This is a genomic window from Burkholderia sp. D-99, assembly GCF_011605345.1.
Taxonomy (GTDB): Bacteria; Pseudomonadota; Gammaproteobacteria; order Burkholderiales; family Burkholderiaceae; genus Burkholderia.
Map to the genome: position 1 here is coordinate 180,611 of NZ_JAAOXM010000002.1, position 14,326 is coordinate 194,936.

Consider the following 14,326-nt stretch of genomic DNA (forward strand, 5'->3'; position numbering starts at 1 on the left):
CGCGTCCTTCACGCCATCGCGACCTCACTGCCCGCGCGATCGTCGACCTCGATCGTTTCCGGCGCCGGCCGCCGCACCACGCCCCCCGCGACGACGAGCCCCTCGAGGTCCCGCGACGCATCCGAAAACCGCTCCGCGATCCAGTCGACGAACGCGCGCACGCCGGGCGACACATGCGGGCGCTTCACGTAGACGGCCGACACCGCGATCGCATCGGGCCGCCAGCGCGGCAGCACTTCCCGCAACCGCCCCGCGTCGATCAGCGGCTGCGCGGCGACGCGCGGCGGCTGGATGAGCCCGAGGCCGTGCACGCCGCACGCCAGGTACGCCTGCTCGTCCTCCACACTGACGATCCCGTCGAGCCGCACCTTGCTCACCGCGCCATCCACCGTGAAATCGAGTTCGGCCACGCGTTGACCAGGAGCGGACGCCCCGCCGACCGCGCGATGACCGGCCAGATCGTCGAGCGTGCGCGGGACGCCATGGCGGTCGAGATACGCGGGGCTCGCGCAGGTCACGCGCTCGAGCGTGCCGAGCCGGCGCGCGACGAGCGACGAATCGGGCAGTTCGCCGAGCCGGACGCTGCAGTCGACCGCGTCGCCGATGCGATCGGCCGGGCGCCCGGATACGCCCAGCGTCAGCACCAGATCGGGATGCCGCGCATGAAACTCGCCGAGCGCCGGCAGCACGATCGCATCCGCGACCGCCGTCGGCAGCTCGACGCGCAGCGGCCCGCTCGGATTCAGCGCGGCGCCGCGAATGCTGGCCTCGAGATCGTCGACGTCGGCCGTGATGCGCAGGCAGCGCCGGTAATACGCGTCGCCTTCGGGCGTCGCGCGCAGCGCGCGTGTCGTGCGCACCAGCAGCGGCATGCCGAGCGCCGCTTCGAGTTCCTGCACGGTTCGCGTCGCGGTCGCGCGCGAAATGCCGAGCACCTGCGCCGCACGCGTGAAGCTGTTCATTTCGACGATGCGCGTGAAGATGCGCATCGCGCGGATCGGATTGTCCACCGGACACCCCTGCATGTTTGCCGCATGCCGCGGCACACGCTTGCGCGCCCGCCGTGTATGCGTATCGAGGAACGCCGCGCCGCCGGCGCGGCAGACGGTTCAACCGTTCGCCGCCACGGCGCCGCGCGCCGGTTCGTCGAGCAGCCGCTGCGCCAGCGCGAGCGCATCGTCGCGGGTGGCCGCCGCGTTCAGCGGATAGCCCCATACCTTCTCGAACGCGCCCGAGAATGCGTCGAGCGCCACGCGCCGCGCCGCATCGGGCTCGATCGCGATCATCGCGGGGATCCATTCACGCGACTGATCGCGATTCGCCTTGCTCCATTTCGCGAGCTGCTTGCGTATTTCGTGATCGTCGGCGCTGCGATCGTCGCCGGACGGCGCGTCGTCGGTCAGAAGGACGAAGCGTTCGCGGCGCGCCAGCAACGCGTCGAGTTCGGCGAGCAAGTGAGTGGGGTCGGTACGCGGCGCACTGGCGTAACGCAACCAGACAAACGGGAATTCGGTCGTGGTGATTTGCATGTCGGCCTCCAGATGAGAACAATTCTCATTTTATGGATCGAGGCCCACGGCGTCATTTATCGTCCCGGCCAACCGCTTGCTCGATCCGGCCAATCGCGCACGGATGGCGCGGACCGCGCCGTTCAGCGTTGCCGGTCGGTCTGGAATTGCGTCGGCGACTTGCCGGTCGCCTTGCGGAACATCGTCACGAAGCTGCTCGCGCTCTCGTAGCCGAGATCGATCGCGATCTGGTGCACGCGGCGGCCGGCGGTCAGCATCCGCAGCGACAGCGCGACGTGCAGCCGGCGGCGCCAGTCGCCGAGGCTCATGCCCAGCTCCTTCATCGCGAGCCGCGTCAGGCTGCGCTCGCTGACGCCCGCGCGCCGCGCGAGTTCGGCCAGCGGCGACTTGTCGGCCGGCTCGTCGAGCAGATGGTCGATCAGCTTGCGCAGCCGGCGATCGGCGGGCATCGGCAGGTACAGATCCTCGACCGGTGCCGCGACGAGTTCGTCGAGCAGCGTCGCCATCAGCCGCCCCTGCGGCCCGTCGACGTCGTACAGGCTCGGAAAGCTCGCGGCCTTCAGCAGCAGTTCGCGCAACAGCGGCGACACCGACAGCGTGCAGCAGCGCGCGGGCAGGTCGAGCGCGGCATCCGGTTCGACCAGCACCGCGTAGAACGTCGCGCCGGCCGAGCCGCGCGCCGCGTGCGGGACGTCGCCCGGGATCCACACCGTGCATTGCGGCGGCGCGCTCCACACGCCGCCGTCGATCTCGCAATAGATGACGCCGCTCAGCGTGTAGAGCAGCTGCGCCTGCGGATGGCTGTGCCGCTCGAGCCGCCATTCGGGCTCGACGACCGAGCCGCCGAACACGACGAGCGGACGCGGTACGTGGAAGACTTCGTCATCCGCTGCGGGATCGGTGGTCGGGGGAAGCGTGCGCATGAACCGGTGGACGATGGAGGAAGCCGGACGCCCTGCCCGCGCGTCCTTTCGTGCTTATACCAGAAAGGTGCCCGTGCGGCGTCTGCAGCCGCCCGCCGAACCGAATACAATGCCCCGATCCCTCGCCGCTGCCCCCACCTGCCGGAGCCGCCATGTTCGACCTGACCACGCTGACCACCTTCATCGCCGTCGTCCTCGGCCTGTTCCTGATTCCCGGCCCCGCCGTGCTGCTGGTACTGAGCCGCACCGTGCAGGGCGGCCGCAAGACCGGCATCCTGACCGGCCTCGGCGTCGCCAGCGGCGACTTCGTGCATACGCTGTTCGCGGCCGTCGGGCTGTCGGCACTGCTGATGACGTCGGCGCTCGCGTTCAACGTCGTGAAGGTGGTCGGCGCCGCGTACCTGATCTATCTCGGCGTGCGCGCGCTGCTGGAGAAACAGTCCGATCCGTCGCTGCCGAGCGTATCGCCCGTCACGCCGCTCAAGGCGTACCTGCAGGCGATTCCCGCCGAAGTGCTGAACCCGAAGACGGCGCTGTTCTTTCTCGCGTTCATGCCGCAGTTCGTGCATCCGGAACGCGGCTCGACGTTCGTTCAGTTCGCGGTGCTCGGGCTGATCTTCGTCGTGCTCAGCTCGCTCTACACGACGCTGATCGCGTGCTCGATCCGCCCGCTCGGCCGCATCGTGAAGCGGCTCACATGGCTCACGCGCTGGCAGGGGAAGATCATCGGCTCGATCTTCATCACGCTCGGGCTGCGCGTGGCCGTGCAGCACCGGTAAACACGGCAAGCGGGTCGCGTCGCGCGGCGAGCGCGGACAGACCGGACAACAACTCGACCACCACCGGCACCGACGACCCGATCCATGGCCGCTTCCCCTCGCGCATCGCGCACCCGCACCACCCGGCGCCTGGCGTGGATACTCGGCGTCGTCGCTGCGCTCACGCTCGCGGCCTGGTGGCTGCTGACGCCCCGCGACCCGAAACCCCGCGACGTCCAGGCACCGCCCGGCACCTCGCACATCACGATCGCACTGAGCGATCTCTACATGCCGTTCCTGTCGCCCGCGGAGAATGCCGATCTACGTAGCCGGCTGCCCGACAGCGTCGACATCGTCGCGCACTACACGCGCACGACCACCACCTACAGCCTGCTGTCGTGCAGCTATGGCCTCGGGTGCCTGCCCGATCCGCAATGGAACCAGCATACCGACGAGGAAGTGCGCCGTCTGACCGCCACGGTCACGCCGCGAGTCGGCCCCGATACGCCACGCACGATCGGCTTCGACCTGCCACACCGGATCGACAACGGCTTCTCGATCGCGTCGTTCGCCGTGGTGCTGTCGCCCGGCGCGCTGCCGCGCCAGCCCGGCTACCACACGCTCCTCGCGAGAAGCGGTGAGGCCAATGCCAAACCGCTCGGCGACGACGGCCCGTTGCTCGACTATGGTGTGCGCTTCGACGCGCAGGACGCGGGCCGCGACCCAGGGCCTGGCCCGCGCAACGTGCAGGACTGCCTCGAATCGATTTTGCCGATCGGCGTACCCGAGGTGAGCGTTCCGGTCGTCGTGACGCTCACGACCAGCACGCCGGGCATGTCGCTCACCGGCAGCGCGCGCTGCCCGATGCCGGATGCCCTGGCCAATGCCATTCCCGGCTACGACGTGACGCCCGGCATCAACGTGCCCGCCGTACCGGGCCAACTGCCGCCCGGCCGGATCGCCGCCGCGCAGGTTAGGCTCGACCTCGATCACCAGCACGGCGCCACGCTGCTGTCGGGCCCCGTCACGCCGACGCCCGCGATGGAGCGCTGGTATCACCGCAATGACGAAGGGCCGGACGCGTACCTGATCGAATTCGGCCCGTATCGCCAGCTCGAAGTCCGCATGCGCTTCGACAATGCGCACCCGGTGAACGGGGTGCTACCGATCCGTACCGAACGCTGGACCTTCTTCGGCGACGCGCTGGTCGGCTACACCGCCGACATCGACTACGTGGTCGATACGCAGAAGGGCGTCGTGATCTTCAATACGCATTGGGACCAGTATTTCCACGACGGCAAGACGGTGTTCACGCAGACGACATCGCGGCCATGCGACGACGCCGTGTTCTGCGGCAACGACGTGGCGGACAACCCGGAAGCGCAGGCGGTCAGCGGCGCGGTGCGGGCCGCCGGCCGCGATGCGCTCGGCGAGATCAGGAGCTGGATGGCGCAGCCCTACGACGCGCTGCAGGCCGAAGCGCGCACCTACCTGCAATTTCGCGGGGCGCTGAAGCCGGTTGCCGATCGTTGACGTTTCGCCTGCCCATGCCAACCATCGAAGACGCCCTTTACACCGACCCACACCTCGTCGCGGTCTACGACCTGTTCAACGCGGGCGATCGCGATTTCGCGTTCTATGCCGCCGCGATCGGCGGCGCACGGCAACGCATTCTCGATCTCGGTTGCGGCACCGGCACGTTCGCGCGCCGGCTCGCGGCGGCCGGGCACGACGTCGTCGCGATCGATCCCGCGCCGGCGATGATCGACTACGCGCGACGCCAGCCCGACGCCGATGCGGTGCGCTGGCTCGCGTGCGATCTGCGCAGCCTGCCGCCCGGTGCGCCGTTTGACGCGGTCGTGATGACCGGGCATGCGTTCCAGTGCCTGCTGACCGACGACGAAATCGACGCGGCGCTGCACGACGTGCGACGCGTGCTCGCCGACGGCGGCCGCTTCCTGTTCGATACCCGCAACCCGCGCGTCGCGCCGTGGCGCGCATGGACGCCCGAACTTTCGGCATGCAGTGTGGACTCGCACGAAACCGGCATCGTCGATCTTCATCATGCGGTGCGCCCGGTCGATGGCGCGATCGTGACGTTCGACACGCACTACCGCTTCCGTCGCGACGATACGTTTCTGACGAGCACGAGCCGGCTGCGTTTCATCGAGCAACCCGAACTGCAGGCACGCGTGGCGGCAGCCGGATTCGCTTCATCCGACTGGTGCGGCGACTGGCAGCACGCACCGTTCGACGCGGCGACGAGCGCGGAGATCATCGCGATCTGCCGCGCCTGAAGGCGCACCCGATTGCGTCAGCCCGCAATGGGCAGCGCATCGACCGCATACGCATGGCGAATCGTGCGGCCCAGCACCGGATCTTCCAACTCGACCTCGAAGCGCTCGGCCGGCCGGATGCCGCCGATCGCCGCGAGCGTGCCGCACAGCATCGCGGTGCCGTCGACGAAGCGTCCGTCATCGCGTGCGAACTGCGCGAGCAGATCGTCCGGCGCGCGCATCGCGGTCACCTTGCCTTCCTGGTACAGCACGCGCTCGCCGTCGATCGTCGCGTACGCGCGCAGCACCAGCTGATCCCAGTGCCCGGCCACGTCGTCGAACTTCCACAGCGTGTTCGCGCACGGCTTGCCGCACATCTGCTTCGACACCGTGATCCCGTAGGTCTCGACTTCGCGGTCGGTGTGATCGGACGCGATGCCGACGAAGGTCTCGCCGCCGTCGCGCACCAGCACGAATTCCGCTTCGCCGCTGCTCTGCCCGCCCGATACCTGGATCGCGGGCGACGGATCGAGACGATCGGCCGCGACGCGGTAGAACACGGGTGTGCTCGCCGGGCGCTTGACACCCAGTTCCTCCAGCTCGCGGATGTGCTTCTCCATGGCGACCGTGTCGCGTCCGGTCCAGCCCGCGATCACGAGCGTGTCGATCGCGATCGTGCGCTCGGTGCGGCCGTCGCGACCGTCGATCGCGAACGTGATGGTTTTCATCGAATGCTCCTCTGGGCGGGCAGCGCACGCGCACTGCGCCGCCGCCCGCCGTGTGTCATGGATCGACCGCAATCAGGCCGGGTCGTAGTAGTGAATTTCCAGCAGCACGCAGCCACCGTTCGACTTGAACGGGCCGTGCCATGCGCCGGGCGGACGCACCGCATACGTGTAGCCCTTGAACGGCGTGCCGCCGTTGCCGTGCTCGTCGTTGCCGACGGTCAGGTCGCCTTCGACGAGAAACACCTCTTCCCAGTAGTCGTGCACGAACGGCTTCTTCGTGTGCAGCCCTGCCGGCAGGCGCAACAATCGCGTGCGGCTGCCGCGTTTGCGCTCGGTGTCGAGCGCGCCGGACAGGATCAGTTCCTGTGCGCCGGACGCCGGGTCATAACCTTCCGGCAGCTGCCAGTCGCGCTGCATGTCCAGCGTATGGAATTCGTCGTGAAGCTTGTTGATGGCCATCTGTCTCTCCTGTAGCGATAGCGGGTGAGTCGAGCGCAATGCGACGCGTCAAGCGGCGCGCGGCGTCGACAGTTCCTGGTCCAGCGAATAGCTGCCGAGCATCGAATCGACGAGATGCGACGCGCGCTGCCAGTCGTACGTGCGATACGCGTGCCCCTTCGTGACGAACGACGCGCCGGCGTAGAACAGTTCGTACTGGTTGTGGCGTGACGCGAATTCGGAGCCGACCGCATCCCACGCGAGCTTGAAGAACTTCACGCGCTCCTCGGACGAGCACACGGGTGACTTCTGCGTCTTCTCGATGATGCGCAGCAGGTCGGGGTTCTCGAAATCGCGCACGCTGGACGGCAGCATGATCATTCCGCCGCCGGCGAGCTCGCGCAGCGTGTTCAGCACCTTCGAATAGAGCTGTTGCGTGACGACCTGCGAGCCGTACAGCATGTTGCGATCGGGCACATAGAAGCCGTTGACGACGGTGCCCTTCGCTTCCATCCCGTAGACCCACGCCTCGACCATCGACGCTTCTGCCGCGAGCTGGCCCAGCGTTTCGCGCACCTGCGGGAACGCGTTCGTGCCGTTGACCTCGGAGATCTTCAGGCCGAGCCCGACGAGGAAGCGCAGCTTCGTCATCAGGCGCACCTGGCATTGGTAGTTCTGGTACACGTGCGCGGGCGTCGCGTGGAACTGCTTCGCGCACATCGCCGTATTGCCGGCGACGAAGATCCGTTCCCACGGCACCTTCACGTCGTCGAAATACAGCACCGCGTCGTTCTCGTCGAAGCGGCTCGACAGCGGGTTGTCGAACACCGATGTCGCGTTCTCCTCGTACGATTTGCGCGACAGGATCTTCATGCCCTTCGCGTTCATCGGCACCGCGAACGACAGCGCATACATCTCGTCGCCTTCGCGCAGCGGCTGGATGCAGCTGCAGAACACCTCGTTGGCCATGATCCCGCTCGTCGCGAGCATCTTCGCGCCGCGCACCGTGATGCCTTCGGCATCCTGATCGACGATGCCGACCGCGAGGTACTTGTCCTCCTGCTCGTGCGCGGCCTTCGACTGGTTCGCCTGCGGATTCACGATCACGTAGGTCAGGAACAGGTCATTGTCGCGTGCGTAGCGGTAGTAGTCGCGCAGCGCACCCGCACGGGCCGGATCGTATTGCTCGAACACGTCGGCGCCCATATACATGCCCGTCAGGCACGACGCGACGTGGTCGGGAGAACGGCCCATGAAGCCGTAATGCAGCTCCGACCATGCTTCCAGCGCGGCACGGCGTTCGACGAGTTCGTCGTAGGAGGTCGGCAGTTGCCAGATCCGGCTGACGCGGTTGCCCGAGTCGGGCGATACGAACGTCATCTTCTCGACGTTCTCGTCGCGCGCCTGGTAGTCGTACAGGCTCGCATAGCTGCGGATCGAATTGCGGAATGCCGCGTGCGCGGTCACGTCGCCGACCGGCTGGCCATTCAGGTAGACCTGCCGCCCGTCGCGCAGCGACGCAATGTGCTGGGTCCCGTTCTTGATCATGATGTCCTCCAGGGTGGAATGAAGCGTGGGTTGCATTCAGGCAGACGGCGCATGCAAGCCGTCGAGCGTGCGGTAGCGGCCGCCGAAGAAGATCAGCGGGCGCCCTTCCGAGCGTGCGCGATGCCGCGTCACGCGGCCGACGAAGATCACGTGATCGCCGCCGTCGTACTGCGCATAGGGTTCGCATTCGAACGTCGCGAGCGCGTCGGGCAGCAGCACGGCGCCGTCGTCATCGGCCGCATCGGCACGCCACCCCCACTTGTCGCCGTTCGCTTTCGCGAAGCAGTTCGACAGGTGCTGCTGCGTCTCGTCGAGCACGTTGACCGTATAGCCGCCCGCGTCGGCCAGATCGCCGAGGCTCAGGCTGCGACGGTCGACCGAGAACAGGATCAGCGGCGGGTCCAGCGACACCGAATTGAACGACGCGACCGTGATGCCAACCGGCATCCCCTCTTTGCGCGGTGCGGTAATCACCGCGACGCCCGTCGCGAACATCGACAGCGCGGTGCGAAAACGCCGCTGCTCGTCGGCGCCCGCACCGGTTCCGGCATGGTTCTCGCTCATCTCGTCCTCCTTGGGTTGCATCGCCGGATTCCGCAGTGGAATCCGGCCCAACAAAGCACCGTTATTTAGCTTTGTTATTTAGCTTTTATTAAATGTAAACACAAAGCCTAGTTCAAGCTGTCGTAAACCCTGATCTTGAAAGCTTTGTTTGAAAGACAACCCTACTGGCGGGATGGGTGTTGCGCGGCGCCTGCGAATGTCCACGTACACTTCGGCTACCCTGTTCCACGGTGCTTTCGTGCACCGCGGGAGACACCGCTTTCCGGAGCCGCATCGATGCAATCCCGTCCGATCTACATGGACTACAGCGCGACGACGCCCGTCGATCCGCGCGTGGTCGACAAAATGGTGCCGTTCCTGCACGAGCAGTTCGGCAACCCGGCTTCACGCAGCCACAGTTACGGCTGGGATGCCGAGCAGGCCGCCGAGGAAGCGCGCGCGCACGTCGCCGCGCTGCTCGGCGCCGATCCGCGCGAGATCGTGTGGACCTCCGGCGCGACCGAGGGCAACAACCTCGCGATCAAGGGTGCCGCGCACTTCTACCAGGGCAAGGGCAAGCACCTCGTCACCGTGAGGACCGAGCACAAGGCCGTGCTCGATACGTGCCGCGAGCTCGAACGCCAGGGCTTCGACGTCACGTACCTCGACGTGCGGGAAGACGGCCTGCTCGATCTCGATACGGTGCAACAGGCGCTGCGCGTCGACACGATCCTGGTGTCGGTAATGCTCGCGAACAACGAAACGGGCGTGATCCAGCCCGTGGCCGAGATCGGCGCGCTGTGCCGCGCGCGCGGCATCGTGTTTCACTGCGACGCCGTGCAGGCGGCCGGCAAGATTCCGGTCGACGTGAATGCGTTGAATGTAGACCTGCTGACGGTGACCGCGCACAAGGTCTACGGCCCGAAGGGGATCGGCGTGCTGTATGTGCGCCGCAAGCCGCGCGTGCGGATCGAAGCGCAGATGCACGGCGGCGGCCACGAGCGCGGAATGCGCTCGGGCACGCTGCCGACCCACCAGATCGTCGGGATGGGCGAGGCGTTCCGGCTCGCGAAGGAAGAGATGGCGGAAGAAAGCCGCCGCGTCGGCGCATTGCGCGACCGGCTGCTGGCCGGCCTGTCGACGCTCGACGAGGTTTACGTGAACGGCGACGTCGTCCGCCGGATTCCGCACAACCTGAACGTCAGCTTCAATTTCGTCGAAGGCGAATCGCTGATCATGGGAATCAAGGGCGTCGCGGTATCGTCAGGCTCCGCGTGCACGTCGGCATCGCTGGAGCCGTCGTACGTGCTGCGCGCGCTGGGCCGCAGTGACGAGCTCGCGCACAGCTCGATCCGCTTCACGCTCGGCCGCTTCACGACCGAAGCCGAAGTGGACAGCGTGATCGCACAGGTACGCGACACGGTCGGCAAGCTGCGCGCGCTGAGCCCGCTGTGGGATATGCATCTGGAAGGGGTCGACCTGAATACGATCGAGTGGGCCGCGCACTGAGTGCGGCCGAAGCGTCAGGCGGGCCAGCGATTGCGGGCGGGCCGGCGGCGGGTGTGCGTCAGCCTTTTTCCTGGCGCGCGATCAGGTGCGCGAGATCGAGCGTCGCGCGGTCGCCGTTGGTGACGAGGCGGTCGATCACCGAGCAGAGTGCCTTGAATTCGGTCTTCGTCACGCCCTCGAACAGCACGTTGTTGATGCGCTGCTGCGTCTCGGTGAGCGTCTTCAGCAGCTTCGAGCCGGCCGGCGTGACCGTGACACGCATCTTGCGCTTGTCGTCGGGGTCCGAGCGTTTGTCGAGCAGGCCGAGCTTCTTCAGCTTGCCCGTCTCGATCGTGACGAAGGCGCCGCTCAGGTGCAGGTGATCGGCGAGGCGATTGACGGTCACGACGTCGTCGTGCGACAGATGCGAGACCGATACGAGCAGCGAATACTGGATGCCGGTGAGGCCGATCAGCGAGCCGAAGCCGTCGCGTACCGACAGCAGGCGGGCCGCGAACGGCAGCAGCCCGTTGATCAGGTGGCGAAATTCCGTGTCCGTGCCGTCGATCAGGCAGGCCGGGTTGGTAATGGTCAGAACGGACTCCTCTTGCTGCTTGGCCATGACTTCGACGCTCCGTACGGTCATGCGAATTTAGCTTTGAAACGAAATTATACGGCAAAGGCACATACGTCCCTGGCCAGGCCCGGCCGGCGCGTGTGGCCCTGCTTACCGATACAGGAGACTTGTCCATGCCCTTCCCGCTTCATCCCGCGACGGTTCGCGCGCTGCTCGAATGCTATCTGCGCGCGAAAGACCTGAACCGGCCGTCACTGATCGCCGAGTGCTACGCCGCCGATGCCGAGCTGAGCTTTTCGCTCGCGAACGACGATATCGATTTTCCGCCGCGCGTGACGGGCGCGGCCGCGATCGCACGCACGCTGGTCGAGGAATTCGGCGAGCGGTTCGAGCGGTGCCGGACCTATTACGTTTGCACGGAACCCGAAGTCGACCCGCACGGCGTCAGCGGGATGTCGTGGCTCGTCGTGATGCGGCAGAAGGACAACGGCGCGTTGCGGATCGGGCATGGCACGTACCGCTGGAAGTTCGCGGGCAACGGCGCAAGCGAAGGCGCCGCGCGCATTGCCGCACTGCACATTCATATCGTGCGAATGGATACGATCGACGATCCGAAATCGACGAAACTCGATGCGCTGCATGCGGCGTTCGGGTATCCGTGGCTGCCGGCGCACGCGTTCGCGCACGGGCTGGCGGATGTCGCGGCCGCGCAGCCGGAATGGGCATTCCTGGCGCCGTTTCGTGAGGCGGCGACAGCGACGGCCGGTTGAAACACGGCCGAAGCGCGTCATCGCATTACGTGCTGCCAAGGAGCTGACGGACCGTCATCACGCGCGGATCGTCGATCGTCAGATCCTCGCCGTAATAGGCAATCGTTGCCCGATCGTCGAGCAATAGCGGAATCGAGACGCGCCCGAGCAGCGCTCGCTCGACCGCTTCGCCGAACGTGAATCCGCACAGATAGACGCCGTCGACCACGCAATTGGTCGAGAACACACGGCCCCGTGCATCGACATAAAACTCGGCGTACCCGAGATCGTCTTCGGCGAAACCGATCATCGTCGTCCCGAGCGCCTGTTCCCACGCGTCGATCTGACGATCCTTGCGCGCCAGCGCATGAAATGCGAGCCCCATTCGCGCGCAGGTCTGCCCGCTGCCAGCGGCGCCCACGATCAGCCCGCCGAATTCGCGCAGGATTACATCTCCCGGATGTTCGCCATCGCCGGCCGACACAGGGCAACCGTCGTCACCCCGCCAACCGGAATCGGCAAACAGCAATTTGACCGACGAAGGAATCACGACCACAACCACCCTCCCGAAATTTGCGCGCACGATGCCGTACGCGCTATCCGGCACACCCGACGCAGGAAATGCATCGTGCGTGCCCGTCACCGCACCGCATCGAGTGCGCCCCTGACCCCGTCCCAATCCAGCCCGAACCGCGCGAGATACTTGCGCAGCCGGTCCGCATCGTTCGGCTGCTTCTTGCTCTGCCGCGATACCGCGAACAGCGTGCGCCCGGCTTCCGACAGGCTCGCCGACACGCGGCACACGTCGAGCACGCGTTCGAGTTGCACACGGTCGAACAGGTCGAGTTCCGCCGCGCGCGCGCCGAACACCGCTTCGACGCACGCGTCCGACTCACCCGCGCCGCCCGGCTGCGACCACGTCCGCGTCAGCCGTTCGACTTCCTGTTCGGCGAGCGCTTCGGTAATCCGCCCCGCATCGGCCAGCGTCGCCATCCGCGTGACCGACGCGGACAGCTCGCGGAAGTTGCCGGCCCATGCCGCACGCGGCGACGCGGCGAACGCGAGATAGCGCCGCTTCGCCTCGACGTTGAAACGGACCTGCTCGCCCTGCTCACGGCCGAAACGATCGAGCTCGAATTCGAGGTTCGGCTCGATGTCCTCGCGGCGCTCGGCCAGCCCCGGCAGTTCGTACGTCCACAGGTTGATCCGCGCATAGAGATCCTCGCGGAACGTGCCGGCCGCCACCATCTGCCGCAGATCGCGATGCGTGCCCGCGATCAGCTCGAAATCGCTGGTCGCCTCGACGTCCGCGCCGACCGGCAGGAAACGCTTCTCCTCGATCGCCTTCAGCAGCATCGCCTGTTCGTCGAGCCCGAGTTCGCCGATCTCGTCGAGAAACAGCAGCCCGCCGTCCGCCGCGCGCAGCAGCCCGGCCCGCGCCGACTGCGCGCCCGTGAACGCGCCCTTCACGTGGCCGAACAGCGTCGACATCGCCGCGTCGCCGCGCAGCGTCGCGCAGTTGATCTCGATGAACGGCCCCGCGAGCCGATGGCGGCCGCGCTTCAGCTCGTACACGCGCTTCGCGAGAAACGACTTGCCGGCGCCCGTCGGCCCGACCAGCAACATCGGCGCGCGCGAGCGCACGGCCACGCGCTCCAGTTGCTCGATCAGCGCATTGAAGCGCGCGTTGCGTGTCGCGATGCCGGCCTTCAGGAACGACACCGTCTCGTCGCGCTCGCGCGTGAAGCGCTGCGCGATCCGGTTGTAGCGCGACAAGTCGAGATCGATCACCGACATCGTGCCGGGCCCGCTCAACCCCTCGTCGGTCTTCTGCGGCGGTGCCGTCTGGGCGAGACGCGCCGGCAGGTAGCGCGCCTCCGCCAGCAGGAACCAGCAGATCTGCGCGACGTGCGTGCCCGTCGTGATGTGGATCAGGTAATCCTCGCGGTCGAGATCGAACGGGTAGGCGCGCGCGAAATCGTGCAGCGTCGCGTAGACCTCCTCGAAATCCCACGGATCGCGAATCTCCATCGAAATGAGCCGCACGTCGGTGTGCGGCGACACGCGCTCCAGGTCCTGCTTCACGCGATTCGCGAGGCGCGCGTAGTTTGGCGAGTGCAGCAGTTCGAGCCGGTCGATCGGCATGTCGCGCTGCTCGCACAGCGAAATCGTCGGCCGCCAGTTGCGCCAGCGACGCTGCGAGCCGCCGCCCTGGTCGAGCACGGTGCCGAGAAAACCGATCGCGACGGTCTTGCGCATGTTTATCCCACAAGATAATAGGCGATCCGATTGTATCGAATTTTCCGGATCGCGCCACGATCGAATTTTCATGACCCACCCGCCACATCAAATAATTTCCCCTTTTACTTCAATAGCTTGAGATTTATTTCGCGCGCCGACCCGCCCGCTGGCACGCTCCTCGCTAAATAGAAAGCGCCGGATGTCCCGCTGGCCCACGAGTCAGGGTTCACACAGCCCTGCTGGTGCGCCGCCGCCGAACCTGGTTCGTCGCGGTCGCGCATGCCGCCATGGGCAGACGAAGGCAAACGGGCGCGTACTGGCACTTCGCCCGGGTTCGAATCCCGGGGCGCCCTCCGTTCGGTAGCTCATTCGGGTAGAGCAGCCGGCGCAAGCCGGTGTGTAGCGGGTTCGAATCCCGCTCGAACGCTGTCCGCAAGGACAGCCTTGTAATGAAAGCAGTACCCGCCGGTGCGGGCCGCGAGGCCCGCCGCGCGTCGGACCGGTTGCGGTTCCGCGCGATCGGCCGGA

15 protein-coding genes and 1 tRNA gene are annotated in these 14,326 nt (G+C 66.7%); 6 read left to right on the forward strand and 10 right to left on the reverse strand.

The annotated features are described in order from the left end of the window. Positions 1–8: 8 nt before the first annotated feature. The 3 genes from HAV18_RS07860 to HAV18_RS07870 form a co-directional block, all read right to left on the reverse strand. Complete coding sequence (locus tag HAV18_RS07860) at positions 9–1,010, reverse strand: LysR family transcriptional regulator (RefSeq protein WP_166954480.1); 1,002 nt, start codon at positions 1,008–1,010, stop codon at positions 9–11. A 99-nt stretch (positions 1,011–1,109) separates the two neighbouring features. Beyond that, positions 1,110–1,529, reverse strand: coding sequence for an ATP--cob(I)alamin adenosyltransferase (locus tag HAV18_RS07865; protein ID WP_166954482.1), 420 nt, complete (start codon positions 1,527–1,529; stop codon positions 1,110–1,112). 122 nt (positions 1,530–1,651) lie between these two features. Next, complete coding sequence (locus HAV18_RS07870; protein ID WP_166954484.1) at positions 1,652–2,452, reverse strand: helix-turn-helix domain-containing protein; 801 nt, start codon at positions 2,450–2,452, stop codon at positions 1,652–1,654. 152 nt (positions 2,453–2,604) lie between these two features. On the opposite strand from HAV18_RS07870, the gene HAV18_RS07875 reads away from it, so the two are divergent. From HAV18_RS07875 to HAV18_RS07885, 3 genes are all read left to right on the forward strand, one after another. After that, entirely contained in the window at positions 2,605–3,231 is a 627-nt protein-coding gene (locus HAV18_RS07875; RefSeq protein WP_166954486.1) for a LysE family translocator, read from the forward strand. An 84-nt stretch (positions 3,232–3,315) separates the two neighbouring features. After that, on the forward strand, positions 3,316–4,743 hold the full coding sequence (locus HAV18_RS07880) for a hypothetical protein (protein WP_166954488.1): 1,428 nt from the start codon (positions 3,316–3,318) through the stop codon (positions 4,741–4,743). A 14-nt stretch (positions 4,744–4,757) separates the two neighbouring features. Continuing rightward, entirely contained in the window at positions 4,758–5,507 is a 750-nt protein-coding gene (locus HAV18_RS07885; RefSeq protein WP_166954490.1) for a bifunctional 2-polyprenyl-6-hydroxyphenol methylase/3-demethylubiquinol 3-O-methyltransferase UbiG, read from the forward strand. A 17-nt stretch (positions 5,508–5,524) separates the two neighbouring features. Here the strand turns inward: HAV18_RS07885 and HAV18_RS07890 are convergent, their stop codons facing one another. From HAV18_RS07890 to HAV18_RS07905, 4 genes are all read right to left on the reverse strand, one after another. After that, the gene (locus HAV18_RS07890) at positions 5,525–6,214 is read right to left on the reverse strand and encodes a DUF2848 domain-containing protein (RefSeq protein ID WP_166954492.1); all 690 of its coding nucleotides are present in this window, start codon (positions 6,212–6,214) and stop codon (positions 5,525–5,527) included. Positions 6,215–6,286: 72 nt separating this feature from the next. Continuing rightward, positions 6,287–6,673, reverse strand: coding sequence for a hypothetical protein (locus HAV18_RS07895; protein WP_048022440.1), 387 nt, complete (start codon positions 6,671–6,673; stop codon positions 6,287–6,289). Between the two features lie 48 nt (positions 6,674–6,721). After that, positions 6,722–8,200, reverse strand: coding sequence for a 4-hydroxyphenylacetate 3-hydroxylase family protein (locus HAV18_RS07900; RefSeq protein WP_166954495.1), 1,479 nt, complete (start codon positions 8,198–8,200; stop codon positions 6,722–6,724). A 36-nt stretch (positions 8,201–8,236) separates the two neighbouring features. Beyond that, a complete protein-coding gene (locus HAV18_RS07905) occupies positions 8,237–8,785 on the reverse strand; it encodes a flavin reductase family protein (protein WP_166954498.1) in 549 nt (182 codons plus the stop codon). Between the two features lie 255 nt (positions 8,786–9,040). Between HAV18_RS07905 and HAV18_RS07910 the strand changes: the two genes are divergently transcribed. Beyond that, positions 9,041–10,252 (forward strand): IscS subfamily cysteine desulfurase, encoded by a 1,212-nt coding sequence (locus HAV18_RS07910; RefSeq protein WP_166954500.1) that lies wholly within the window; start codon positions 9,041–9,043, stop codon positions 10,250–10,252. 58 nt (positions 10,253–10,310) lie between these two features. Here the strand turns inward: HAV18_RS07910 and HAV18_RS07915 are convergent, their stop codons facing one another. Next, on the reverse strand, positions 10,311–10,853 hold the full coding sequence (locus HAV18_RS07915; protein WP_166954502.1) for a MarR family winged helix-turn-helix transcriptional regulator: 543 nt from the start codon (positions 10,851–10,853) through the stop codon (positions 10,311–10,313). 128 nt (positions 10,854–10,981) lie between these two features. On the opposite strand from HAV18_RS07915, the gene HAV18_RS07920 reads away from it, so the two are divergent. Then, entirely contained in the window at positions 10,982–11,578 is a 597-nt protein-coding gene (locus HAV18_RS07920; RefSeq protein ID WP_166954504.1) for a nuclear transport factor 2 family protein, read from the forward strand. 25 nt (positions 11,579–11,603) lie between these two features. Here the strand turns inward: HAV18_RS07920 and HAV18_RS07925 are convergent, their stop codons facing one another. Next, complete coding sequence (locus HAV18_RS07925; RefSeq protein ID WP_347814740.1) at positions 11,604–12,041, reverse strand: SUKH-3 domain-containing protein; 438 nt, start codon at positions 12,039–12,041, stop codon at positions 11,604–11,606. 155 nt (positions 12,042–12,196) lie between these two features. Further along, the gene (gene rtcR / locus HAV18_RS07930) at positions 12,197–13,816 is read right to left on the reverse strand and encodes an RNA repair transcriptional activator RtcR (protein WP_166954508.1); all 1,620 of its coding nucleotides are present in this window, start codon (positions 13,814–13,816) and stop codon (positions 12,197–12,199) included. A gap of 336 nt (positions 13,817–14,152) precedes the next feature. Here rtcR and HAV18_RS07935 point away from each other — a divergent pair. Further along, positions 14,153–14,225: transfer RNA gene (locus HAV18_RS07935), tRNA-Cys, on the forward strand. Positions 14,226–14,326 lie beyond the last annotated feature (101 nt).

Excerpts from the sequence above, each read along its gene's own strand:
- rtcR (WP_166954508.1), bottom strand. The coding sequence starts at position 13,816 with ATGCGCAAGACCGTCGCGATCGGTTTTCTCGGCACCGTGCTCGACCAG.
- HAV18_RS07900 (WP_166954495.1), bottom strand. The coding sequence starts at position 8,200 with ATGATCAAGAACGGGACCCAGCACATTGCGTCGCTGCGCGACGGGCGG.
- HAV18_RS07910 (WP_166954500.1), top strand. The coding sequence starts at position 9,041 with ATGCAATCCCGTCCGATCTACATGGACTACAGCGCGACGACGCCCGTC.
- HAV18_RS07865 (WP_166954482.1), bottom strand. The coding sequence starts at position 1,529 with ATGCAAATCACCACGACCGAATTCCCGTTTGTCTGGTTGCGTTACGCC.
- HAV18_RS07920 (WP_166954504.1), top strand. The coding sequence starts at position 10,982 with ATGCCCTTCCCGCTTCATCCCGCGACGGTTCGCGCGCTGCTCGAATGC.
- HAV18_RS07890 (WP_166954492.1), bottom strand. The coding sequence starts at position 6,214 with ATGAAAACCATCACGTTCGCGATCGACGGTCGCGACGGCCGCACCGAG.
- HAV18_RS07885 (WP_166954490.1), top strand. The coding sequence starts at position 4,758 with ATGCCAACCATCGAAGACGCCCTTTACACCGACCCACACCTCGTCGCG.
- HAV18_RS07895 (WP_048022440.1), bottom strand. The coding sequence starts at position 6,673 with ATGGCCATCAACAAGCTTCACGACGAATTCCATACGCTGGACATGCAG.
- HAV18_RS07915 (WP_166954502.1), bottom strand. The coding sequence starts at position 10,853 with ATGGCCAAGCAGCAAGAGGAGTCCGTTCTGACCATTACCAACCCGGCC.
- HAV18_RS07905 (WP_166954498.1), bottom strand. The coding sequence starts at position 8,785 with ATGCAACCCAAGGAGGACGAGATGAGCGAGAACCATGCCGGAACCGGT.
- HAV18_RS07880 (WP_166954488.1), top strand. The coding sequence starts at position 3,316 with ATGGCCGCTTCCCCTCGCGCATCGCGCACCCGCACCACCCGGCGCCTG.
- HAV18_RS07870 (WP_166954484.1), bottom strand. The coding sequence starts at position 2,452 with ATGCGCACGCTTCCCCCGACCACCGATCCCGCAGCGGATGACGAAGTC.
- HAV18_RS07875 (WP_166954486.1), top strand. The coding sequence starts at position 2,605 with ATGTTCGACCTGACCACGCTGACCACCTTCATCGCCGTCGTCCTCGGC.